A 14,850-nucleotide genomic window follows, 5' to 3' on the forward strand; every position below is an offset into this window, starting at 1 on the left:
AAAGTTTTAGAATTAACAGGCTGATTTTTAAATGCATTATAACTTAAAACCCGATGGCTCGCGTCAAGGTTGTGCTATGGGTCGGTGTGGATTGTCTATTGATTTTGGTCATCAAACGCAGCCAAGCTCATAGTGTTGGTGAATCATGTCTTAGTTGGCGTGAACCAAGCATGATGGTGACTGTGTAACTATGTGCATAAGAAGGGCGCGCATTAGAAAGGCGTACATTAGAAGATTGTGTGTCAGAAAGCAAAAAAGCCTGAATCTCTTCAGGCCTTTTCTTTTTCAATACAACAGCTTAATCCTTGAGGATTAGTTCATGCCGTATTTTTTCAATTTCTTACGCAGAGTACCACGGTTGATACCTAGCATGTTTGCTGCGCGGGTTTGGTTGCCACGAGTGTGTTGCATGATGATGTCAAGCAGAGGCGCTTCAACTTCGCTTAGCACCATTTCATAAACTTCTTGTGCTTCCTGACCGTCCAACTGTGCGAAGAAGTTAGTTACGGCACGCTTTACTGCGTCACGTAATAACTGGGGCTTGATAGTGCCGTTTGCGGTTTCGATTTTGCCAACGGTAAGCTGGTGAACTTCTGTGTTAGTTGTCTGATCAAACATTCTATTCTGCTCTTTATTAATTCTGTACTAATTCATCAAAATAACATTCCACGAGGGAATACTGTTCTGCAGCGGTTTCCAGCCGATTAAAGTCAGCCCTAAATTGGCGCTGAGCTTCTTGGTCTAGGTACCATCCCATATGTTTTCTGGCGAAGCGGATACCCTTGTATTCACCATATAAGTCATACAGTTTGGTGAGGTGTTCCAGCATCACTTGACGCTGTTCGGCAACCTCAATGGGCGCTAGCTTATTACCCGTTTCCAAGTAGTGCTGGATTTCTCTGAAAATCCAAGGCCGTCCTTGAGCACCCCGTCCTATCATCAAGGCATCGGCACCGGTGTATTCCAGCACAAAGCGGGCTTTCTCCGGACTGTCGATGTCCCCATTGGCGACGACAGGAATCGAGACATTCTGTTTGATTGCTTTGATCGTGTCGTACTCAGCATCGCCTCTGTACATACATTGTCTCGTGCGGCCGTGAACGGCGAGCGAGGCGATGCCACAATCCTCTGCAATCTGGGCGATTTGAACACCATTCTTGTGTTCTGGCTCCCAGCCGGTGCGAATCTTTAACGTGACGGGCACATTCACTGCGGCGACCACGGCTTGTAAAATCTCTTTTACCAGCGGCGGGTTTTGCATCAGCGCTGAGCCAGCCAGCTTTTTATTCACTTTTTTCGCGGGGCAACCCATATTGATATCAATGATGTGAGCGCCTTGTTCAACATTGAACAATGCGGCTTGCGCCATTAAATCAGGATCGGCTCCAGCAATTTGCACTGAGCGGATGCCTTCCTCGCCAGAATGCGTCATGCGCTGGCGGCTTTTATCTGTATCCCAAACTTCAGGATTGGATGAAAGCATCTCGGAAACCGCTAGGGCTGCGCCATAACGAAGACAAAGATTACGGAAAGCTTGATCGGTGACACCTGCCATTGGTGCCACGATCAGCTGATTGTTCAGTTGATAGGGTCCAATCTGCATTTTATGTTTCACCTTAGCTCTTCAAAGGGGCGCTATAGTAGCCCTTTTTGTTGGCCGTGAAAAGGTCAATAAATGACCTAGAGGTAATTTTTTTTCTTGACTTTTAATCGGCGAGAAGTCAGAGGCTAAATAGTTGGAAGCCAGCGGTGGCGCATGTTGCGCCACCCTTTAGCGCTATTTACGCTTGCCTGTCAAGCGGCTCCAATCTTCTTTGTGAGCCGCTGCGTCCATATCGAACCATTGGCTATAAAAGTCAGAGATTTCTTGGGCTTGTTCTTTGAGGAGACCGGAAAGGGCAAGTTTGCCACCGGTTTTTACGCGTTCTGCGATCAAAGGCGCTAATTCACGCAGTGGGCCGGCAAGAATGTTGGCGACCAGTACGTCGGCTTTGAGATCGGCGGGTTGATCTTCTGGTAAGTACAAGGCTAGCTTGTCGGCGACATCATTGCGCTCGGCATTAGCACGTGAAGCGTCGATGGCTTGATAGTCGATATCGATACCTGTGACGTTTTTCGCGCCCAGTTTCAGTGCGGCTACGGCTAAGATGCCAGAGCCACAGCCAAAATCAATTACTTCTTCATTGCTTAAATCTAAGCTGTCTAACCATTCTAAACACAATGCAGTCGTAGGGTGAGTACCTGTGCCGAAGGCAAGACCGGGATCGAGGATCACATTGACTGCAGTTGGATCGGGGATCTCGCGCCAGCTTGGGCAGATCCACAGACGCGTGCCGAATTGGATGGGGTGGAAGTTATCCATCCACTCACGCACCCAGTCTTTATCTTCAATTTGTTCGACTTTATGGCTGAAGTGCTCACCGAGGAAAGGCAAGGTTTTCAACATGGCGATGGTCGGTGTCAGATCGGTTTCTGCATCGAATAAGGCAACGACAACGGTATCGCGCCACAGTGGGGTTTCGCCCAGTTTAGGTTCAAAAATAGGGGTGTCTTTACCGTCTTCAAAGGTGATAGAGACTGAGCCTTCTTCCATGAGCAAGTCGCTGATGGTTTCAGCGTCGTCGCTATTGGTGTTGATTCGGAGTTGGATCCAAGGCATGGGGGCATCCTGTGGCTGAGTGTGCAAACGCTAAGGGTTCAAAATATCGCGCTATTGTAAACCATGGCTTAAGGTTCTGCGACTGACTATCGCGGTGTAGCGTTTTTGTCTGCGTAGACAAAGTGTTAGCGAACACGCATCGATTGGTGCTGGAAAGCGAATTGTCAGTTTTAATTTTTTGTATAACACCATGAAATATATTGGTTAATTAGTTTTACCTTTGTTTGGTTTGGTGCGTTTTTTGTGATCTTGTTCTAAGAGTTGCACTCAATCAGGTGAGTTGGCTCACGCTTTAAATCTGTGATGCTGAAGCCGGATCTGCGTTACTGCTATGGTGTAGTTTGCCAAGAGGTGCCAACGACAAACGACATAGGTGAATCCAAGATGACAAGCATAACTCGAGTTCACAATAGGGTGAGTACATCGCAAGGTCATCCTTGGTCAGCAAAGGCTGATAGGCTACAGAGTGCGACTGGGATTATGCTCGGCGGCTTTTTATTGCTGCATATGCATTTTGAGTCGAGCATTTTGCTGGGTAAAGAGGCTTTTTACCATGTAGTGCAGTTGCTTGAAGGTGGCATGTTCAGCAGCACAGGACATGGTTTCCCTATAGTTACTAAAGTGTTTTCGGTGTTTATGTTATTGATGGTGATAGTACATGCGGCGGTGGCACTGCGGCGTTTTCCGGCGCAGCTCGGGCAATGGCGCGCCCTGCGCTTGCACATGGGTAGCATCAACCACAAGGATACCCATGCGTGGTTTTGGCAACTGATCACCGGCTTTATCTTATTTTTCCTCGTTCCTGTTCATCTCTTCACTATGATTTTGAATCCTGAAATTGGCCCGCATTTATCGGCTGAGCGGGTGTATCACGATAATGCTTGGTTGCTGTATGTGCTGTTGCTGCCTGCTGTGGTTGTGCACGCCATGATTGGCCTGTATCGCGTCGCGGTAAAGTGGGGCATAACCACCAAACGCTCAGGCCTGCGAAAATTCGCCAAGGTGCTGATTATTTACTTGCTATGCCTTGGTACTGCGAGCCTAGTTTCATATCTATTTATCGGCAGTGAGCTGGGTATTCCTGTACAGCCTTTCGTGCCTGAGTAGGTTTTGAGCCGGCAGCAGGATTTTGTTTCACTGCTATTATTTAAGCGTTAGGTTAATTATTCAGCACTCAATTGATCTGGCTCACGTTTTCGTGTGGATATGTGAGCGATATTAATTTGCAGTAAGACTTAATGAGATTGGCTCGATAAGGTCAACGGTATGAGGCGAGAGGATGGCGATCAAACTAACTATTAAAAAATCGAGTGCTTGGCTGGATTTAAGTCAGAGCTTGTCTGGCGTCATCCTCGCGGTTTTTCTGTGGACCCACTTAGTCTTAGTCTCATCGATTTTACTGGGTAGCGATGCCATGAATTGGGTAGCGCGCACTATGGAGCTGAGCTTTCTTTCTGACGATGGCCACGGTTATCCCTTGGTGGTGACGGGTATTGCAATGGGTATCGCGGCTCTTGCGTTAGTGCATGTGTTAGTTGCGCTGCAAAAGTTACCCATGAGTTTGCGCCAGCAAAGGGCATTGCGGCAGCAAATGCAAGTGATCAACCACAGTGATACGCGTCTATGGCGTTGGCAAGCTATTACCGGTGTGGTGATTTTACTGCTGTTGCCAGTACATCTGTGGCTTATTGGCTCGGCTCCCGAAACCATTGGCCCCCAAGGGAGCGCCGACCGTATTTGGAACCAAGGGGTGTGGATGGTTTACCTGCCTTTGCTGCTTACTGTGGAGTTACATGCAGCAATTGGTATTTACCGTGTGGCTTTGAAATGGGGCGCGGCGCGGGATCTCAATAGCCGCAGTCGATTACGTAAGATCAAGACCATTGTGAGCGTGCTATTTATCACAGTAGGCATAGCTTCACTGCTGGCATTTTTACCCCATGCGAGTTAATTCCGCCGGCAATTAATGAATAAGTAAATCAATGAATAAGCTAATCGTGAATAGAATGTCGAACACCGCAAACTACATAAGAATAAATGACCCGATTAAGGAGCAGGCGTGAAACTGATTTATACCGATTCATTGGTGGTAGGTGCCGGACTTGCTGGCTTAAGGGTCGCCATCGCGTCCAAAGAACGTGGACTCGATACCTTAGTCCTGTCACTCATTCCTGCAAAACGTTCCCACTCTGCAGCTGCCCAAGGCGGCATGCAGGCGAGCTTAGGCAATGCCGTAAAAGGCATGGGCGATGATGAAGACGTGCATTTTCAAGATACGGTAAAAGGTTCCGATTGGGGCTGCGATCAAGATGTCGCGCGGATGTTTGCTCACTGTGCACCTAAGGCGGTGCGTGAATTGGCGACGTGGGGCGTACCTTGGTCGAGGGTGAGTGCTGGCCCAAGAGATGTGATCGTTAACGCGCAAAAAGTGACGCTGCATGAGGCGCAGGAAGCCCATGGACTAATTAACGCCCGTGACTTTGGCGGCACAAAAAAATGGCGCACTTGCTATACGGCCGATGGTACGGGTCATTCGCTGTTGTATGCCATGGATAATAAAGCGATTTCTATGGATATTCCCGTCCATGAACGTATCGAAGCGTTGGCACTTATTCACGATGGTAAGCGCTGCCATGGGGTAATCGCTCGCTGTTTGATAACCGGTGAACTGAGGGCTTATGTGGCTAAGTCCACCACCATCGCCACTGGTGGATATGGCCGAATTTATGAAGTGTCGACCAATGCGATTATCTGCGAAGGGATAGGCCAAGCGCTCGCGCTAGAAACCGGCGTTGCCACCCTTGGCAATATGGAAGCGGTACAATTCCATCCCACTGCTATCGTGCCCGTGGGCATTTTAACCACAGAAGGCTGCCGTGGAGATGGCGGTTTATTGCGTGATAAAGACGGTTACCGCTTTATGCCAGACTATGAGTCCGATAAGAAAGAGTTGGCATCGCGGGATGTGGTATCACGCCGCATGACAGAGCACATACGTAAAGGTAAAGGCGTCGATAGCCCCTATGGGCCGCATCTGTGGCTGGATATCACTCTGTTAGGTCGCAAACATATCGAAACCAACCTGCGTGAAGTGCAGGAAATTTGTGAAAACTTCCTCGGTATCGATCCCGCTAAAGATTGGATCCCAGTGCGCCCAACCCAGCATTATTCCATGGGTGGCATTCGAACCAATGCCACGGGTGAAAGTCCACAGCTTAAAGGTTTGTTCAGTGTCGGTGAGGCTGCCTGTTGGGATATGCATGGCTTTAACCGTTTAGGCGGTAATTCGTTGGCCGAAACCGTGGTTGGCGGCATGATTATCGGTAAATATGTCGCCGATTTTTGTGAGAACAATAGCCTTGAGATTGACACTCAGCTTGCAGAACGCTTTATGCAGCAGGTGCAGAGTGAAATTGATCTGCTGATCGAAGGTGATGGCCACGAGAGCGCCTTTGCCCTCAAACGTGAAATGCAGCGCATCATGATGGATTATGTGGGGATTTTCCGTAATGGCCCCGAGCTTGATAAGGCGGTCGCTGAACTTAAAGTGTTGCTGGAACGTTCTCGTAAACTCGGGCTTAAGTGTAAAAAACGTCACGCCAATCCTGAGCTGGTCGAAGCCCTGCGGGTCAAGCGTATGCTGAAAGTGGCGCTAACCGTAGCCTGCGGCGCCGCGGCGCGAACAGAGAGTCGCGGTGCCCATGCCCGTGAGGATTTTCCACAGCGTAATGACCGTGATTGGCTAAATCGCACCTTGGCCAGTTGGCCCGATGCCGATGCGCTCGAACCTGTGCTGAATTACGAAGCGCTCGATGTGATGAAGATGGAACTCCCGCCGGGCTATCGTGGCTATGGCATCAACAACGCCATAGTGCATCCCGACACCGAAAAACGTGAGCAGCAGATTGCCAATATTTTAGCTGAGCTAGGTGAGGATGCGGACCGTTATCAACGGCAGCGGGCGCTTATGCCCTTTGAATTACCCGAAAGCTTACAGCCTAATAATGAACGTTTGAGTGATACCTTAAAAAGCCCATCTGCCAATGCGTTAGGAGAAAAATCATAATGAGCCAAGGTCGCCAGTTAACCTTTAATATCTTTCGTTATGATCCGCAGGAGCCAAACGATAAGCCGAAAATGGTGCGTTATCAGCTTACCGAAACGCCGGGGATGACGGTATTTATCGCCCTTAATAAACTCAGGGAAGAGCAAGATACTTCATTGCAGTTTGACTTTGTCTGCCGTGCCGGTATTTGCGGCAGTTGCGCTATGGTGATTAACGGTTTCCCAACGCTGGCCTGTCGCACTTTAACCGCTAAATATCCCAAGGGCGAAATCACGTTAATGCCGCTGCCTGGCTTTGAGTTGATTGGCGATCTCTCGGTCAATACCGGTAAATTTATGCGTGAACTCGCCGAACGCTTAAAGCTGTGGTTGCATCCAAAATCTAACGATATCAGCGTGCATCGCCTCGAAGATCCAATGGACCCAGACGAAGCTGCGCGCCTGTATGAGCTTGAGCGCTGCGTTGAGTGCGGCGTGTGTGTTTCAGCTTGCGCGACTAAGCAAATGCGTGAAACCTTTGTCGGCGCCGTCGGTATGATGAAAATTGCCCGTTTTGAGATGGATAGCCGTGATGCGCGCACAGCGGAGGATTTTTACCATGTGATTGGTAATCAGGATGGGGTGTTTGGTTGTATGACTTTACTCGGCTGCCAAGACAACTGTCCTAAGGATTTACCACACATGCAGCAAATCGCCTATTTACGCCGCAAGATGGCTATGACGCTGATTTGATAAGTGATCATTATGAAAAGCGCCAACGTGTTTGGCGCTTTTTTATTGACTAACAGGCGTAGCTTTTATGGATGTCAGCTCGACTGATTAAGTCTGCCGTTTGGGCGACAAATGCTTGGAAATGCGCACTCGCCATATGTTCATCCAATGCTGCTTGGGATTGCCAAATTTCGTACATCCAGAAGATATTTTCATCATCCAATGAGTGATGCAGCTTGTATTCGATGCAGCCAGCTTCGTTATGCGTGTCCGTCACGAGTTGCTTGAGTATCTTAAATAGCGCGTCGCTTTGGCCTTGATTCGCTATGATTTGGGCAAATACCGTTATTTTCATTGGTTAAAACCTTCTAAAACAATTTTACCTATAGCTTTGCCTGACTCAATCTGAGCGTGGGCCTTAATTAAGTTTTGGGCATTAATGGTGCCGTAGTGCTCGCCGAACGTACTCTGTAACTCGCCTGTATCGATAAGGGCACTTAAGCGATTGAGCAAGTGATGTTGCGCAATCATATCCTCGGTTTGATAAAGACTACGGGTAAACATCAGCTCCCAATGTAATGACAGGCTCTTACGCTTGAGTTTCATCACATCTAATGGACCTTTAGGATCATCGATTAGCGCCAGTTTCCCTTGTGGCTTAAGCACTTGTACGATCTCATCGAAGTGTTGGTCGGTTTGGGTCAAGCTAATCACATGGGTCACATCAGTAATGCCAATATTGGCAAGTTCGCCCGAGAGCGATTTAGTGTGGTCTATGACCGCATCGGCGCCGAGTTTTTGCACCCAAGCGGCAGATTCAGGCCGAGAAGCAGTACCAATCACCTCTGCCCCTGTGAGTTTTACCGCCAGTTGAGTGATGATAGAGCCCACACCACCGGCCGCGCCGATAATTAAAATGCGGGCGTCAGTTGCCGAACCATCTAGGGGTAGACCTAGGCGGTCGAATAGAATCTCCCATGCCGTAATCCCGGTTAAGGGTAATGCCGCCGCTTGGGCATAGGTTAAACTCTTAGGTTTATGGCCGACAATTCGTTCATCAACCAATTGATATTCTGCATAACTTCCGCTGCGACTAATATCGCCCGCGTACCACACTTCATCACCGACCTTGAAAAGGCTGACGTTTTCGCCAACTGCTTTGACGACACCGACCGCATCCCAGCCGATGATCTTATATTCGCTCGCTGGCGCCGAGCTGGATGCGCGGATTTTTGTATCAACCGGATTGACGGAAATGGCTTTGACTTCCACCAAGAGGTCAAAACCCGTTGCCGTCGGTTCGGCTAACGTGATGTCTTCTAATGCATTGGGTGCTGTGATTGCACCTGCAGTTTGGTAACCAATGGCTTTCATGTTAATTCCTCTGGGTGTACTGGCTTGAGTCTATTTGCTTGAGTCTACTTGTATCGAGTAGCCATTGTGTGGAATATTAGCCAAGAGATAAACAGGATAAAGTTTGTAATTTTTTCAAAGGATTTTTGATAATCATGTTGATTAATGATTTAGCTTTGTTCGTGCGGGTCGCCGATTGTGGCAATATTTCTGCCGCTGCGGCCGAGATGGATATCTCCGCGGCATCTGCCAGCGCCGCAATAAAACGGCTTGAAAAACAGCTTGATACTAGCTTATTTATCCGCACGACCCGAAGCTTACGTTTGACTGTACAAGGTGAGCGTTATCTTATTCATTGCCGACGTGCGCTAAGCGATTTAGCGCTCGGCGAACAGGCCATCGCCAGTGATAAAGGTAAGATATCTGGCACCTTAAGCCTTTCGGTTTCTTCGGATTTTGGTCGTAATCTGTTTGTGCCTTGGCTCGATGAATTTTTGCTCGATTTCCCGCAGCTGCAAGTGCGTTTACACCTTGGCGACAACATCAGCAGTTTTTACCACGATAAAATTGATGTCGCAGTGCGTTACGGCAAACCGCAGGACTCAAACCAAGTGGCTTTTCCTATCTGTAGTGTTGATCGTGTCTTGTGCGCCTCACCTGAATATCTGGCCGAGTTTGGTGTACCTGATTCACTAGAACAATTAGTTGAGCATAATTGCTTGTTTTATAAGTTAGATGAGCGAACGCACGATCAATGGCAATTTAGGCGTGATGGCCAAGAATTCAAAGTGCGTGTCACGGGCAATCGTAGTGCTAACGATGCGGAAATTGCTCGCCGTTGGGCTGTGGCTGGTAAAGGGTTGGTCTTTAAGTCGAGTCTAGATCTGGCCGATGACTTAATCTCAGGGCGATTAGTGCGTTTGTTGCCTGAGTATCAAGGTGAGCCCGTCGATTTGTATTTAGTGTGCCCAGGGCGCGAGCATGTCACGCCTGTCGTCTTATTGCTGCGGGAAATGTTGCGGCAGCGTACACAGGCTTTGAATAAAAGCTTAGGAAAAATACTGGCTGTGCAAAAATCTTAGGATTCAAAAAACAAAAAAGCCGCATGATGCGGCTTTTTTAGCGATTCGCGAAGATTAAGACTTAGCGCGTTTCATCGCGGTAAAGAATTCTTCGTTAGTCTTGGTCATTGCCAATTTGTCGATTAAGAATTCCATTGCGCTGACTTCATCCATAGGATTTAAGATCTTACGCAGGATCCACATTTTTTGCAGTTCTTCTTGAGTCGTGAGTTTTTCTTCACGACGCGTACCGCTGCGGTTGAAGTCAATGGCTGGGAACACGCGCTTTTCTGCCGCTTTACGTGACAAATGTAGCTCTTGGTTACCTGTACCTTTAAATTCTTCGTAGATCACTTCGTCCATCTTAGAACCCGTATCAACCAAGGCTGTGGCGATAATGGTCAAGCTGCCGCCGTGTTCGATGTTACGTGCCGCACCGAAGAAGCGTTTTGGACGGTGCAGGGCGTTAGCATCCACACCACCAGTTAACACTTTGCCCGATGATGGGATAACAGTGTTATAGGCACGGGCTAAACGGGTAATCGAATCGAGTAAGATCACGACGTCTTTCTTGTGCTCAACCAAACGTTTTGCTTTTTCAATCACCATTTCGGCAACTTGAACGTGGCGGCTGGCTGGCTCATCGAAGGTTGATGCGATAACTTCGCCTTTAACGAGGCGCTGCATCTCTGTTACTTCTTCTGGGCGTTCGTCGATCAGCAATACCATCAACACCACTTCTGGGTTGTTGTAGCTGATGCTTTGAGCAATACCTTGAAGTAATAGCGTTTTACCTGCTTTTGGTGGTGCAACGATCAAACCACGTTGACCTTTACCAATTGGTGAGCATAAATCCAGAATACGCGCGGTAATATCTTCAGTTGAGCCGTTGCCGCGCTCCATACGCATACGTTCTTCTGCGTGGAGTGGGGTTAAGTTTTCAAAGAGGATTTTATTACGGGAGTTTTCTGGTTTATCGAAGTTAACTTCGTTGACTTTCAATAGGGCAAAATAACGCTCGCCTTCTTTTGGTGGGCGAATTTTACCAAAAATGGTATCACCCGTTCGCATGTTGAAGCGGCGAATTTGGCTTGGTGAGACATAGATGTCATCTGGACCAGCTAAATAAGAACCGTCTGAGCTGCGTAAGAAGCCGAAACCGTCTTGGAGTATTTCTAATACCCCACCGCCGAAAATGTCTTCTCCACTTTTTGCGTGGGCTTTAAGGATTGAGAAAATAATGTCCTGCTTGCGAGCGCGGGCCATATTTTCGAGCTTCATATTTTCAGCTAGCGAGACTAGGTCAGAAATCGGCGTGTCTTTTAATTCAGTTAAGTTCATTTTGGGGGTCTTGTGTTACGCGACAAAGCTTACCGCGATCAATCAGTAAGGATGTAATTCAGGATAGTGATTGACGAGCGAGAAGAGGTTATTAGAAAGAATCTGGTTATTAAAGTAGCACTAACAAAGCGGGGCGTCCAGAAATTTAGGGAAATTCCGGCACAATTAATTTATAGCTTGTGCCGGAGGTCACTCATTACGACATCAAATTAGATTTGCGCGTCGATAAACTCTTTTAATTGCGTTTTTGATAGCGCACCAACTTTAGTTGCGGCTAATTCGCCGTTCTTGAATAACAGTAAAGTTGGGATGCCACGAACGCCATATTTCGCTGGAGAAACATTGTTTTGGTCAACGTTTAATTTAGCGATAGTTACGCGGCCTGCATATTCTTCAGACACATCGTCTAAAATTGGAGCGATCATTTTACAAGGGCCACACCACTCGGCCCAGAAGTCTACCAATACTGGCAAATCAGACTTTAATACGTCGTTTTCGAAGCTGTCGTCGCTCAGGTATATAATTTTATCGCTCATGATGTTCTCCAGTTTGGGTGCCATTGCTGGTTTGTTAATGGCTTACCATGTATATTGGGGCTGAAAAATAGCTTTTCAAGTTACCTTTTTACAATGTGGCTATTTCAAACGATCGAGTATCTTATTGCAACCTCAACAGGTAAGCTTGCGCTATGAGCGAAACACATCTATCTACCCAAAGGTTTGCCGACCTACCTCTACATCCTGAGGTTAAACAGGCCCTTGCCGAGAATGGCTTCGAATTTTGTACGCCGATCCAGGCGTTATCATTGCCAGTATTACTTCAGTCAAAGGATATTGCAGGCCAAGCTCAAACGGGCACTGGTAAGACAATGGCCTTCTTGGTTGCTACTTTTAATCATTTATTATCGACTCCGATACCTGAAGGTCGACTGATTAATCAGCCCCGCGCCATCATTATGGCTCCAACTCGTGAGCTGGCGATTCAGATTGCTAAAGACGCCATTTTACTTGCTAGGCATACTCGCTTGAAGGTGGGTATTGTTTATGGCGGCGAAAGTTACGACATTCAGCGTAAAGTATTAGATCAAGGTGTTGATATCTTGATTGGTACTACGGGTCGAATTATCGACTACGTTCGCCAAGGTATTATTGGCTTGAATTCAATTCAGGCAGTGGTATTAGATGAAGCCGATCGTATGTTCGATCTAGGTTTTATCAAAGATATCCGCTTCTTGTTTAGACGTATGCCTGAGGCAAATCAACGTCTTAATATGCTATTTTCGGCAACCTTGTCGATGAAAGTACAAGAGCTGGCTTACGATCACATGAACGAGCCCGTTAAAGTCGAAATCACTCCAGAAGAAAAAACCTCCAAAAACATCAAAGAAGAAATCTTCTATCCTTCGCAAGAAGAGAAGATGCGTTTGCTGCTGACCTTAATTGAAGAAGATTGGCCAGAAAAAGCCATCGTTTTCTCTAACACTAAGCACAGCTGTGAAACGCTTTGGTCTTGGCTTGAAGGTGACGGACATCGCGTAGGTTTGTTAACGGGTGATGTGCCACAGAAAAAGCGTATTCGTATCCTTGAGCAGTTTACCAGTGGTGAGTTAGATATATTAGTTGCTACCGATGTCGCGGCTCGTGGTTTACATATTTCTGACGTATCACACGTGTATAACTATGATTTACCTGATGATTGTGAAGATTATGTTCACCGAATCGGTCGTACGGGTCGTGCGGGTAATAAGGGCATGTCGATAAGCTTTGCCTGTGAAGAGTACGCGCTAAACTTGCCAGCAATCGAAAGCTATATTAATCATTCGATTCCAGTGAGTAATTACGACAGTGAAGCTTTATTGGCCGATATTCCAACGCCAGCGAAGATCCACCGTAAACATCCGAGCGGCACTCGAAACCTGCGTGATCGTACAGGTGCAAGCCGAACTGGTGCGCAACGCAGTGGTGCTCGCCCTCCTCGTCATGATAGGACACGTAGACATTCGTAAATGCCAACACCCGCTTATGCCGCTATAACATTAGGCTCAAATAGTTTTAATATGCTGATTGCCAAAACGCGTGGTGGTCAGCCACATATTATTGCGAAATATAAACGCAAGGTGAGGCTCGCCGAAGGCATAGGCAACGATGGCAACTTAAGCCCCGATGTCATGCAGCGCGGCCTCGACTGTTTGAGTATGTTTGCCCAGATGTTGGTGCAACATAAGATTGAAGCACATCATGTGGCTGTGATTGCTACCGCAACCCTTCGCAGTATCAGTAATGCCGATGAGTTTAATCGGCGTGCATTGCCACTCCTTGGTCATCCAATTGAAATCATCTCAGGCATGCGTGAAGCTGAGCTTATCTATCAAGGCATGGTGGCGACCACCTGTGGTCAAGGCCGCCGTTTAGTCATAGATATCGGCGGGGCGAGCACTGAGTTTATTATCGGTGATGGGCATCAAGTGTTGTTCAAAACCAGTTTGCCTTTCGGTAGCGTGACTTATAATCGCCAATTTTTTAGTAGCTTGCCGCTGCAACAGTTAGATTTCGATGATGCTAAGCAGCAAGTGCTAATCGCATTAGCAGAGCATAGACAAACCCTACGTGATCTCGGTTGGCATTGTGTCGTTGGTGCCTCCGGCGCTGTACAGTCCGTGGTAGAAGTGCTACTTCACCGAGGGTTATCTGAAACTATCACACTCGATGTGCTTACTCAGTTGAAGGCTGAGATCCTCGCTCAAGAAGATATTAGCTTAATGGGGATTGCAGGGCTTTGCAGTGAGCGAGCACCGACTTTTGCTGCGGGTGTCGCTATTTTATTGGCCTTGTTTGAGTTGCTGGGGATCGAGCATTTAGCCTTATCTGGCGGCGCGTTACGTGAAGGTGTTTTAGTGATGTTAGCTCAGCGGATTATTGACGAAGTCAGCTAATTTTTTATTAAAACATGATACAAACATTAAAGGCCGCGATGCGGCCTTTAATGTTTGTACTGTGGCGATTATTTCAATAAATCGGCGAGATCTTTTTCTAAGGAAACCGTTGGGCGTTCTACGATGCGGCCAACTTCTTTACCTTGCTGCAGTACAATAAAGGTTGGAATGCGGGTAAAGTCGTATTTTGCGGCTAAGCCTTCGGGATCTTTTTTCGTTCGGTCGACACCAATATAGGTCACTTTAATATTGGGATTAGTGACTTCTTCCATAATACGGATAAAGCGCGGCGTTTCCCGGTGACAATCTGGGCACCAAGTACCAATGATCACTACAATTTCTGTAGGTTCAGTGATGCTTTTAAGCGGGGTGATTGCAGTGGTATCGACTTGATAGGTTTTATACCCTTCAGCAAACTCATTAAGATCTGTGACTAAATGTTGTGCTTCTACTATGCCAGTTAAAATCACTTCTTGTTTCTCCTCACTGCAGGTCGCAATTAAACCCTGTTGTTGTTCTTCAAATCCACAGCCACCATTGGCTAGTACCTGACAACTAAAAAATAAGGCGGTAGTGGCTAGGAATGCCTTAACGTTATTGTGCATGATGCGCCCTCGAAATCGAAGAGAAAGAATGAAATTCGATTCAAACATTATTCTGGATACGATTAAAGCGATTAATTGATTTGCTGCAAGCAAGATCACGCATTGCTAATATCTATAAGCTTA

At 47.3% G+C, this 14,850-nt stretch carries 15 protein-coding genes; 7 read left to right on the forward strand and 8 right to left on the reverse strand.

Annotated features, from left to right (window positions below):
* Positions 1-312: 312 nt before the first annotated feature.
* From fis to prmA, 3 genes are all read right to left on the reverse strand, one after another.
* Complete coding sequence (fis, locus tag AYJ58_RS04785) at positions 313-618, reverse strand: DNA-binding transcriptional regulator Fis (RefSeq protein ID WP_006083371.1); 306 nt, start codon at positions 616-618, stop codon at positions 313-315.
* A 16-nt stretch (positions 619-634) separates the two neighbouring features.
* Entirely contained in the window at positions 635-1,603 is a 969-nt protein-coding gene (gene dusB, locus AYJ58_RS04790; RefSeq protein ID WP_106649201.1) for a tRNA dihydrouridine synthase DusB, read from the reverse strand.
* A gap of 174 nt (positions 1,604-1,777) precedes the next feature.
* A complete protein-coding gene (gene prmA / locus AYJ58_RS04795) occupies positions 1,778-2,659 on the reverse strand; it encodes a 50S ribosomal protein L11 methyltransferase (RefSeq protein ID WP_106649202.1) in 882 nt (293 codons plus the stop codon).
* A 384-nt stretch (positions 2,660-3,043) separates the two neighbouring features.
* Here prmA and AYJ58_RS04800 point away from each other — a divergent pair, with 384 nt between their 5' ends.
* The 4 genes from AYJ58_RS04800 to AYJ58_RS04815 all read left to right on the forward strand — a co-directional run bounded on the left by AYJ58_RS04800 (position 3,044) and on the right by AYJ58_RS04815 (position 7,456).
* Complete coding sequence (locus AYJ58_RS04800) at positions 3,044-3,766, forward strand: fumarate reductase cytochrome b subunit (protein WP_106649203.1); 723 nt, start codon at positions 3,044-3,046, stop codon at positions 3,764-3,766.
* 172 nt (positions 3,767-3,938) lie between these two features.
* Positions 3,939-4,610 (forward strand): fumarate reductase cytochrome b subunit, encoded by a 672-nt coding sequence (locus AYJ58_RS04805; RefSeq protein ID WP_106649204.1) that lies wholly within the window; start codon positions 3,939-3,941, stop codon positions 4,608-4,610.
* A 108-nt stretch (positions 4,611-4,718) separates the two neighbouring features.
* Positions 4,719-6,725 (forward strand): fumarate reductase flavoprotein subunit, encoded by a 2,007-nt coding sequence (locus tag AYJ58_RS04810; RefSeq protein WP_106649205.1) that lies wholly within the window; start codon positions 4,719-4,721, stop codon positions 6,723-6,725.
* Positions 6,725-7,456, forward strand: coding sequence for a fumarate reductase iron-sulfur subunit (locus AYJ58_RS04815; RefSeq protein WP_106649206.1), 732 nt, complete (start codon positions 6,725-6,727; stop codon positions 7,454-7,456). Before AYJ58_RS04810 ends, AYJ58_RS04815 begins: the two co-directional genes overlap by 1 nt.
* A 49-nt stretch (positions 7,457-7,505) precedes the next feature.
* Here the strand turns inward: AYJ58_RS04815 and AYJ58_RS04820 are convergent, their stop codons facing one another.
* Entirely contained in the window at positions 7,506-7,790 is a 285-nt protein-coding gene (locus AYJ58_RS04820; protein ID WP_106649207.1) for a putative quinol monooxygenase, read from the reverse strand.
* Positions 7,787-8,809 (reverse strand): zinc-binding alcohol dehydrogenase family protein, encoded by a 1,023-nt coding sequence (locus tag AYJ58_RS04825; RefSeq protein WP_106649208.1) that lies wholly within the window; start codon positions 8,807-8,809, stop codon positions 7,787-7,789. The genes AYJ58_RS04820 and AYJ58_RS04825 overlap by 4 nt, the downstream gene beginning before the upstream one ends.
* Positions 8,810-8,943: 134 nt before the next feature.
* Here AYJ58_RS04825 and AYJ58_RS04830 point away from each other — a divergent pair, with 134 nt between their 5' ends.
* Positions 8,944-9,870 (forward strand): LysR family transcriptional regulator, encoded by a 927-nt coding sequence (locus AYJ58_RS04830; protein ID WP_106649209.1) that lies wholly within the window; start codon positions 8,944-8,946, stop codon positions 9,868-9,870.
* 54 nt (positions 9,871-9,924) lie between these two features.
* Here the strand turns inward: AYJ58_RS04830 and rho are convergent, their stop codons facing one another.
* Both rho and trxA read right to left on the reverse strand, forming a co-directional pair.
* Positions 9,925-11,190, reverse strand: a complete 1,266-nt coding sequence (gene rho / locus AYJ58_RS04835; protein ID WP_006083361.1) for a transcription termination factor Rho — start codon at positions 11,188-11,190, stop codon at positions 9,925-9,927.
* A gap of 209 nt (positions 11,191-11,399) precedes the next feature.
* Positions 11,400-11,726 carry a thioredoxin TrxA gene (trxA, locus tag AYJ58_RS04840; protein ID WP_006083360.1) on the reverse strand — a complete coding sequence of 109 codons (327 nt, stop codon included), beginning with the start codon at positions 11,724-11,726 and terminating at the stop codon, positions 11,400-11,402.
* Between the two features lie 152 nt (positions 11,727-11,878).
* Here trxA and rhlB point away from each other — a divergent pair, with 152 nt between their 5' ends.
* The gene (rhlB, locus tag AYJ58_RS04845) at positions 11,879-13,195 is read left to right on the forward strand and encodes an ATP-dependent RNA helicase RhlB (protein ID WP_106649210.1); all 1,317 of its coding nucleotides are present in this window, start codon (positions 11,879-11,881) and stop codon (positions 13,193-13,195) included.
* The gene (locus tag AYJ58_RS04850) at positions 13,196-14,122 is read left to right on the forward strand and encodes a Ppx/GppA phosphatase family protein (protein WP_106649211.1); all 927 of its coding nucleotides are present in this window, start codon (positions 13,196-13,198) and stop codon (positions 14,120-14,122) included.
* A 68-nt stretch (positions 14,123-14,190) separates the two neighbouring features.
* Here the strand turns inward: AYJ58_RS04850 and AYJ58_RS04855 are convergent, their stop codons facing one another.
* Positions 14,191-14,727 (reverse strand): thioredoxin family protein, encoded by a 537-nt coding sequence (locus tag AYJ58_RS04855; protein ID WP_106649212.1) that lies wholly within the window; start codon positions 14,725-14,727, stop codon positions 14,191-14,193.
* Positions 14,728-14,850: the final 123 nt, after the last annotated feature.

It is taken from the genome of Shewanella sp. Pdp11 (genome assembly GCF_002838165.1).
Lineage (GTDB): Bacteria > Pseudomonadota > Gammaproteobacteria > Enterobacterales > Shewanellaceae > Shewanella > Shewanella hafniensis.

Excerpts from the sequence above, each read along its gene's own strand:
- fis (WP_006083371.1), bottom strand. The coding sequence starts at position 618 with ATGTTTGATCAGACAACTAACACAGAAGTTCACCAGCTTACCGTTGGC.
- dusB (WP_106649201.1), bottom strand. The coding sequence starts at position 1,603 with ATGCAGATTGGACCCTATCAACTGAACAATCAGCTGATCGTGGCACCA.
- prmA (WP_106649202.1), bottom strand. The coding sequence starts at position 2,659 with ATGCCTTGGATCCAACTCCGAATCAACACCAATAGCGACGACGCTGAA.
- AYJ58_RS04800 (WP_106649203.1), top strand. The coding sequence starts at position 3,044 with ATGACAAGCATAACTCGAGTTCACAATAGGGTGAGTACATCGCAAGGT.
- AYJ58_RS04805 (WP_106649204.1), top strand. The coding sequence starts at position 3,939 with ATGGCGATCAAACTAACTATTAAAAAATCGAGTGCTTGGCTGGATTTA.
- AYJ58_RS04815 (WP_106649206.1), top strand. The coding sequence starts at position 6,725 with ATGAGCCAAGGTCGCCAGTTAACCTTTAATATCTTTCGTTATGATCCG.
- AYJ58_RS04820 (WP_106649207.1), bottom strand. The coding sequence starts at position 7,790 with ATGAAAATAACGGTATTTGCCCAAATCATAGCGAATCAAGGCCAAAGC.
- AYJ58_RS04825 (WP_106649208.1), bottom strand. The coding sequence starts at position 8,809 with ATGAAAGCCATTGGTTACCAAACTGCAGGTGCAATCACAGCACCCAAT.
- AYJ58_RS04830 (WP_106649209.1), top strand. The coding sequence starts at position 8,944 with ATGTTGATTAATGATTTAGCTTTGTTCGTGCGGGTCGCCGATTGTGGC.
- rho (WP_006083361.1), bottom strand. The coding sequence starts at position 11,190 with ATGAACTTAACTGAATTAAAAGACACGCCGATTTCTGACCTAGTCTCG.
- trxA (WP_006083360.1), bottom strand. The coding sequence starts at position 11,726 with ATGAGCGATAAAATTATATACCTGAGCGACGACAGCTTCGAAAACGAC.
- rhlB (WP_106649210.1), top strand. The coding sequence starts at position 11,879 with ATGAGCGAAACACATCTATCTACCCAAAGGTTTGCCGACCTACCTCTA.
- AYJ58_RS04850 (WP_106649211.1), top strand. The coding sequence starts at position 13,196 with ATGCCAACACCCGCTTATGCCGCTATAACATTAGGCTCAAATAGTTTT.
- AYJ58_RS04855 (WP_106649212.1), bottom strand. The coding sequence starts at position 14,727 with ATGCACAATAACGTTAAGGCATTCCTAGCCACTACCGCCTTATTTTTT.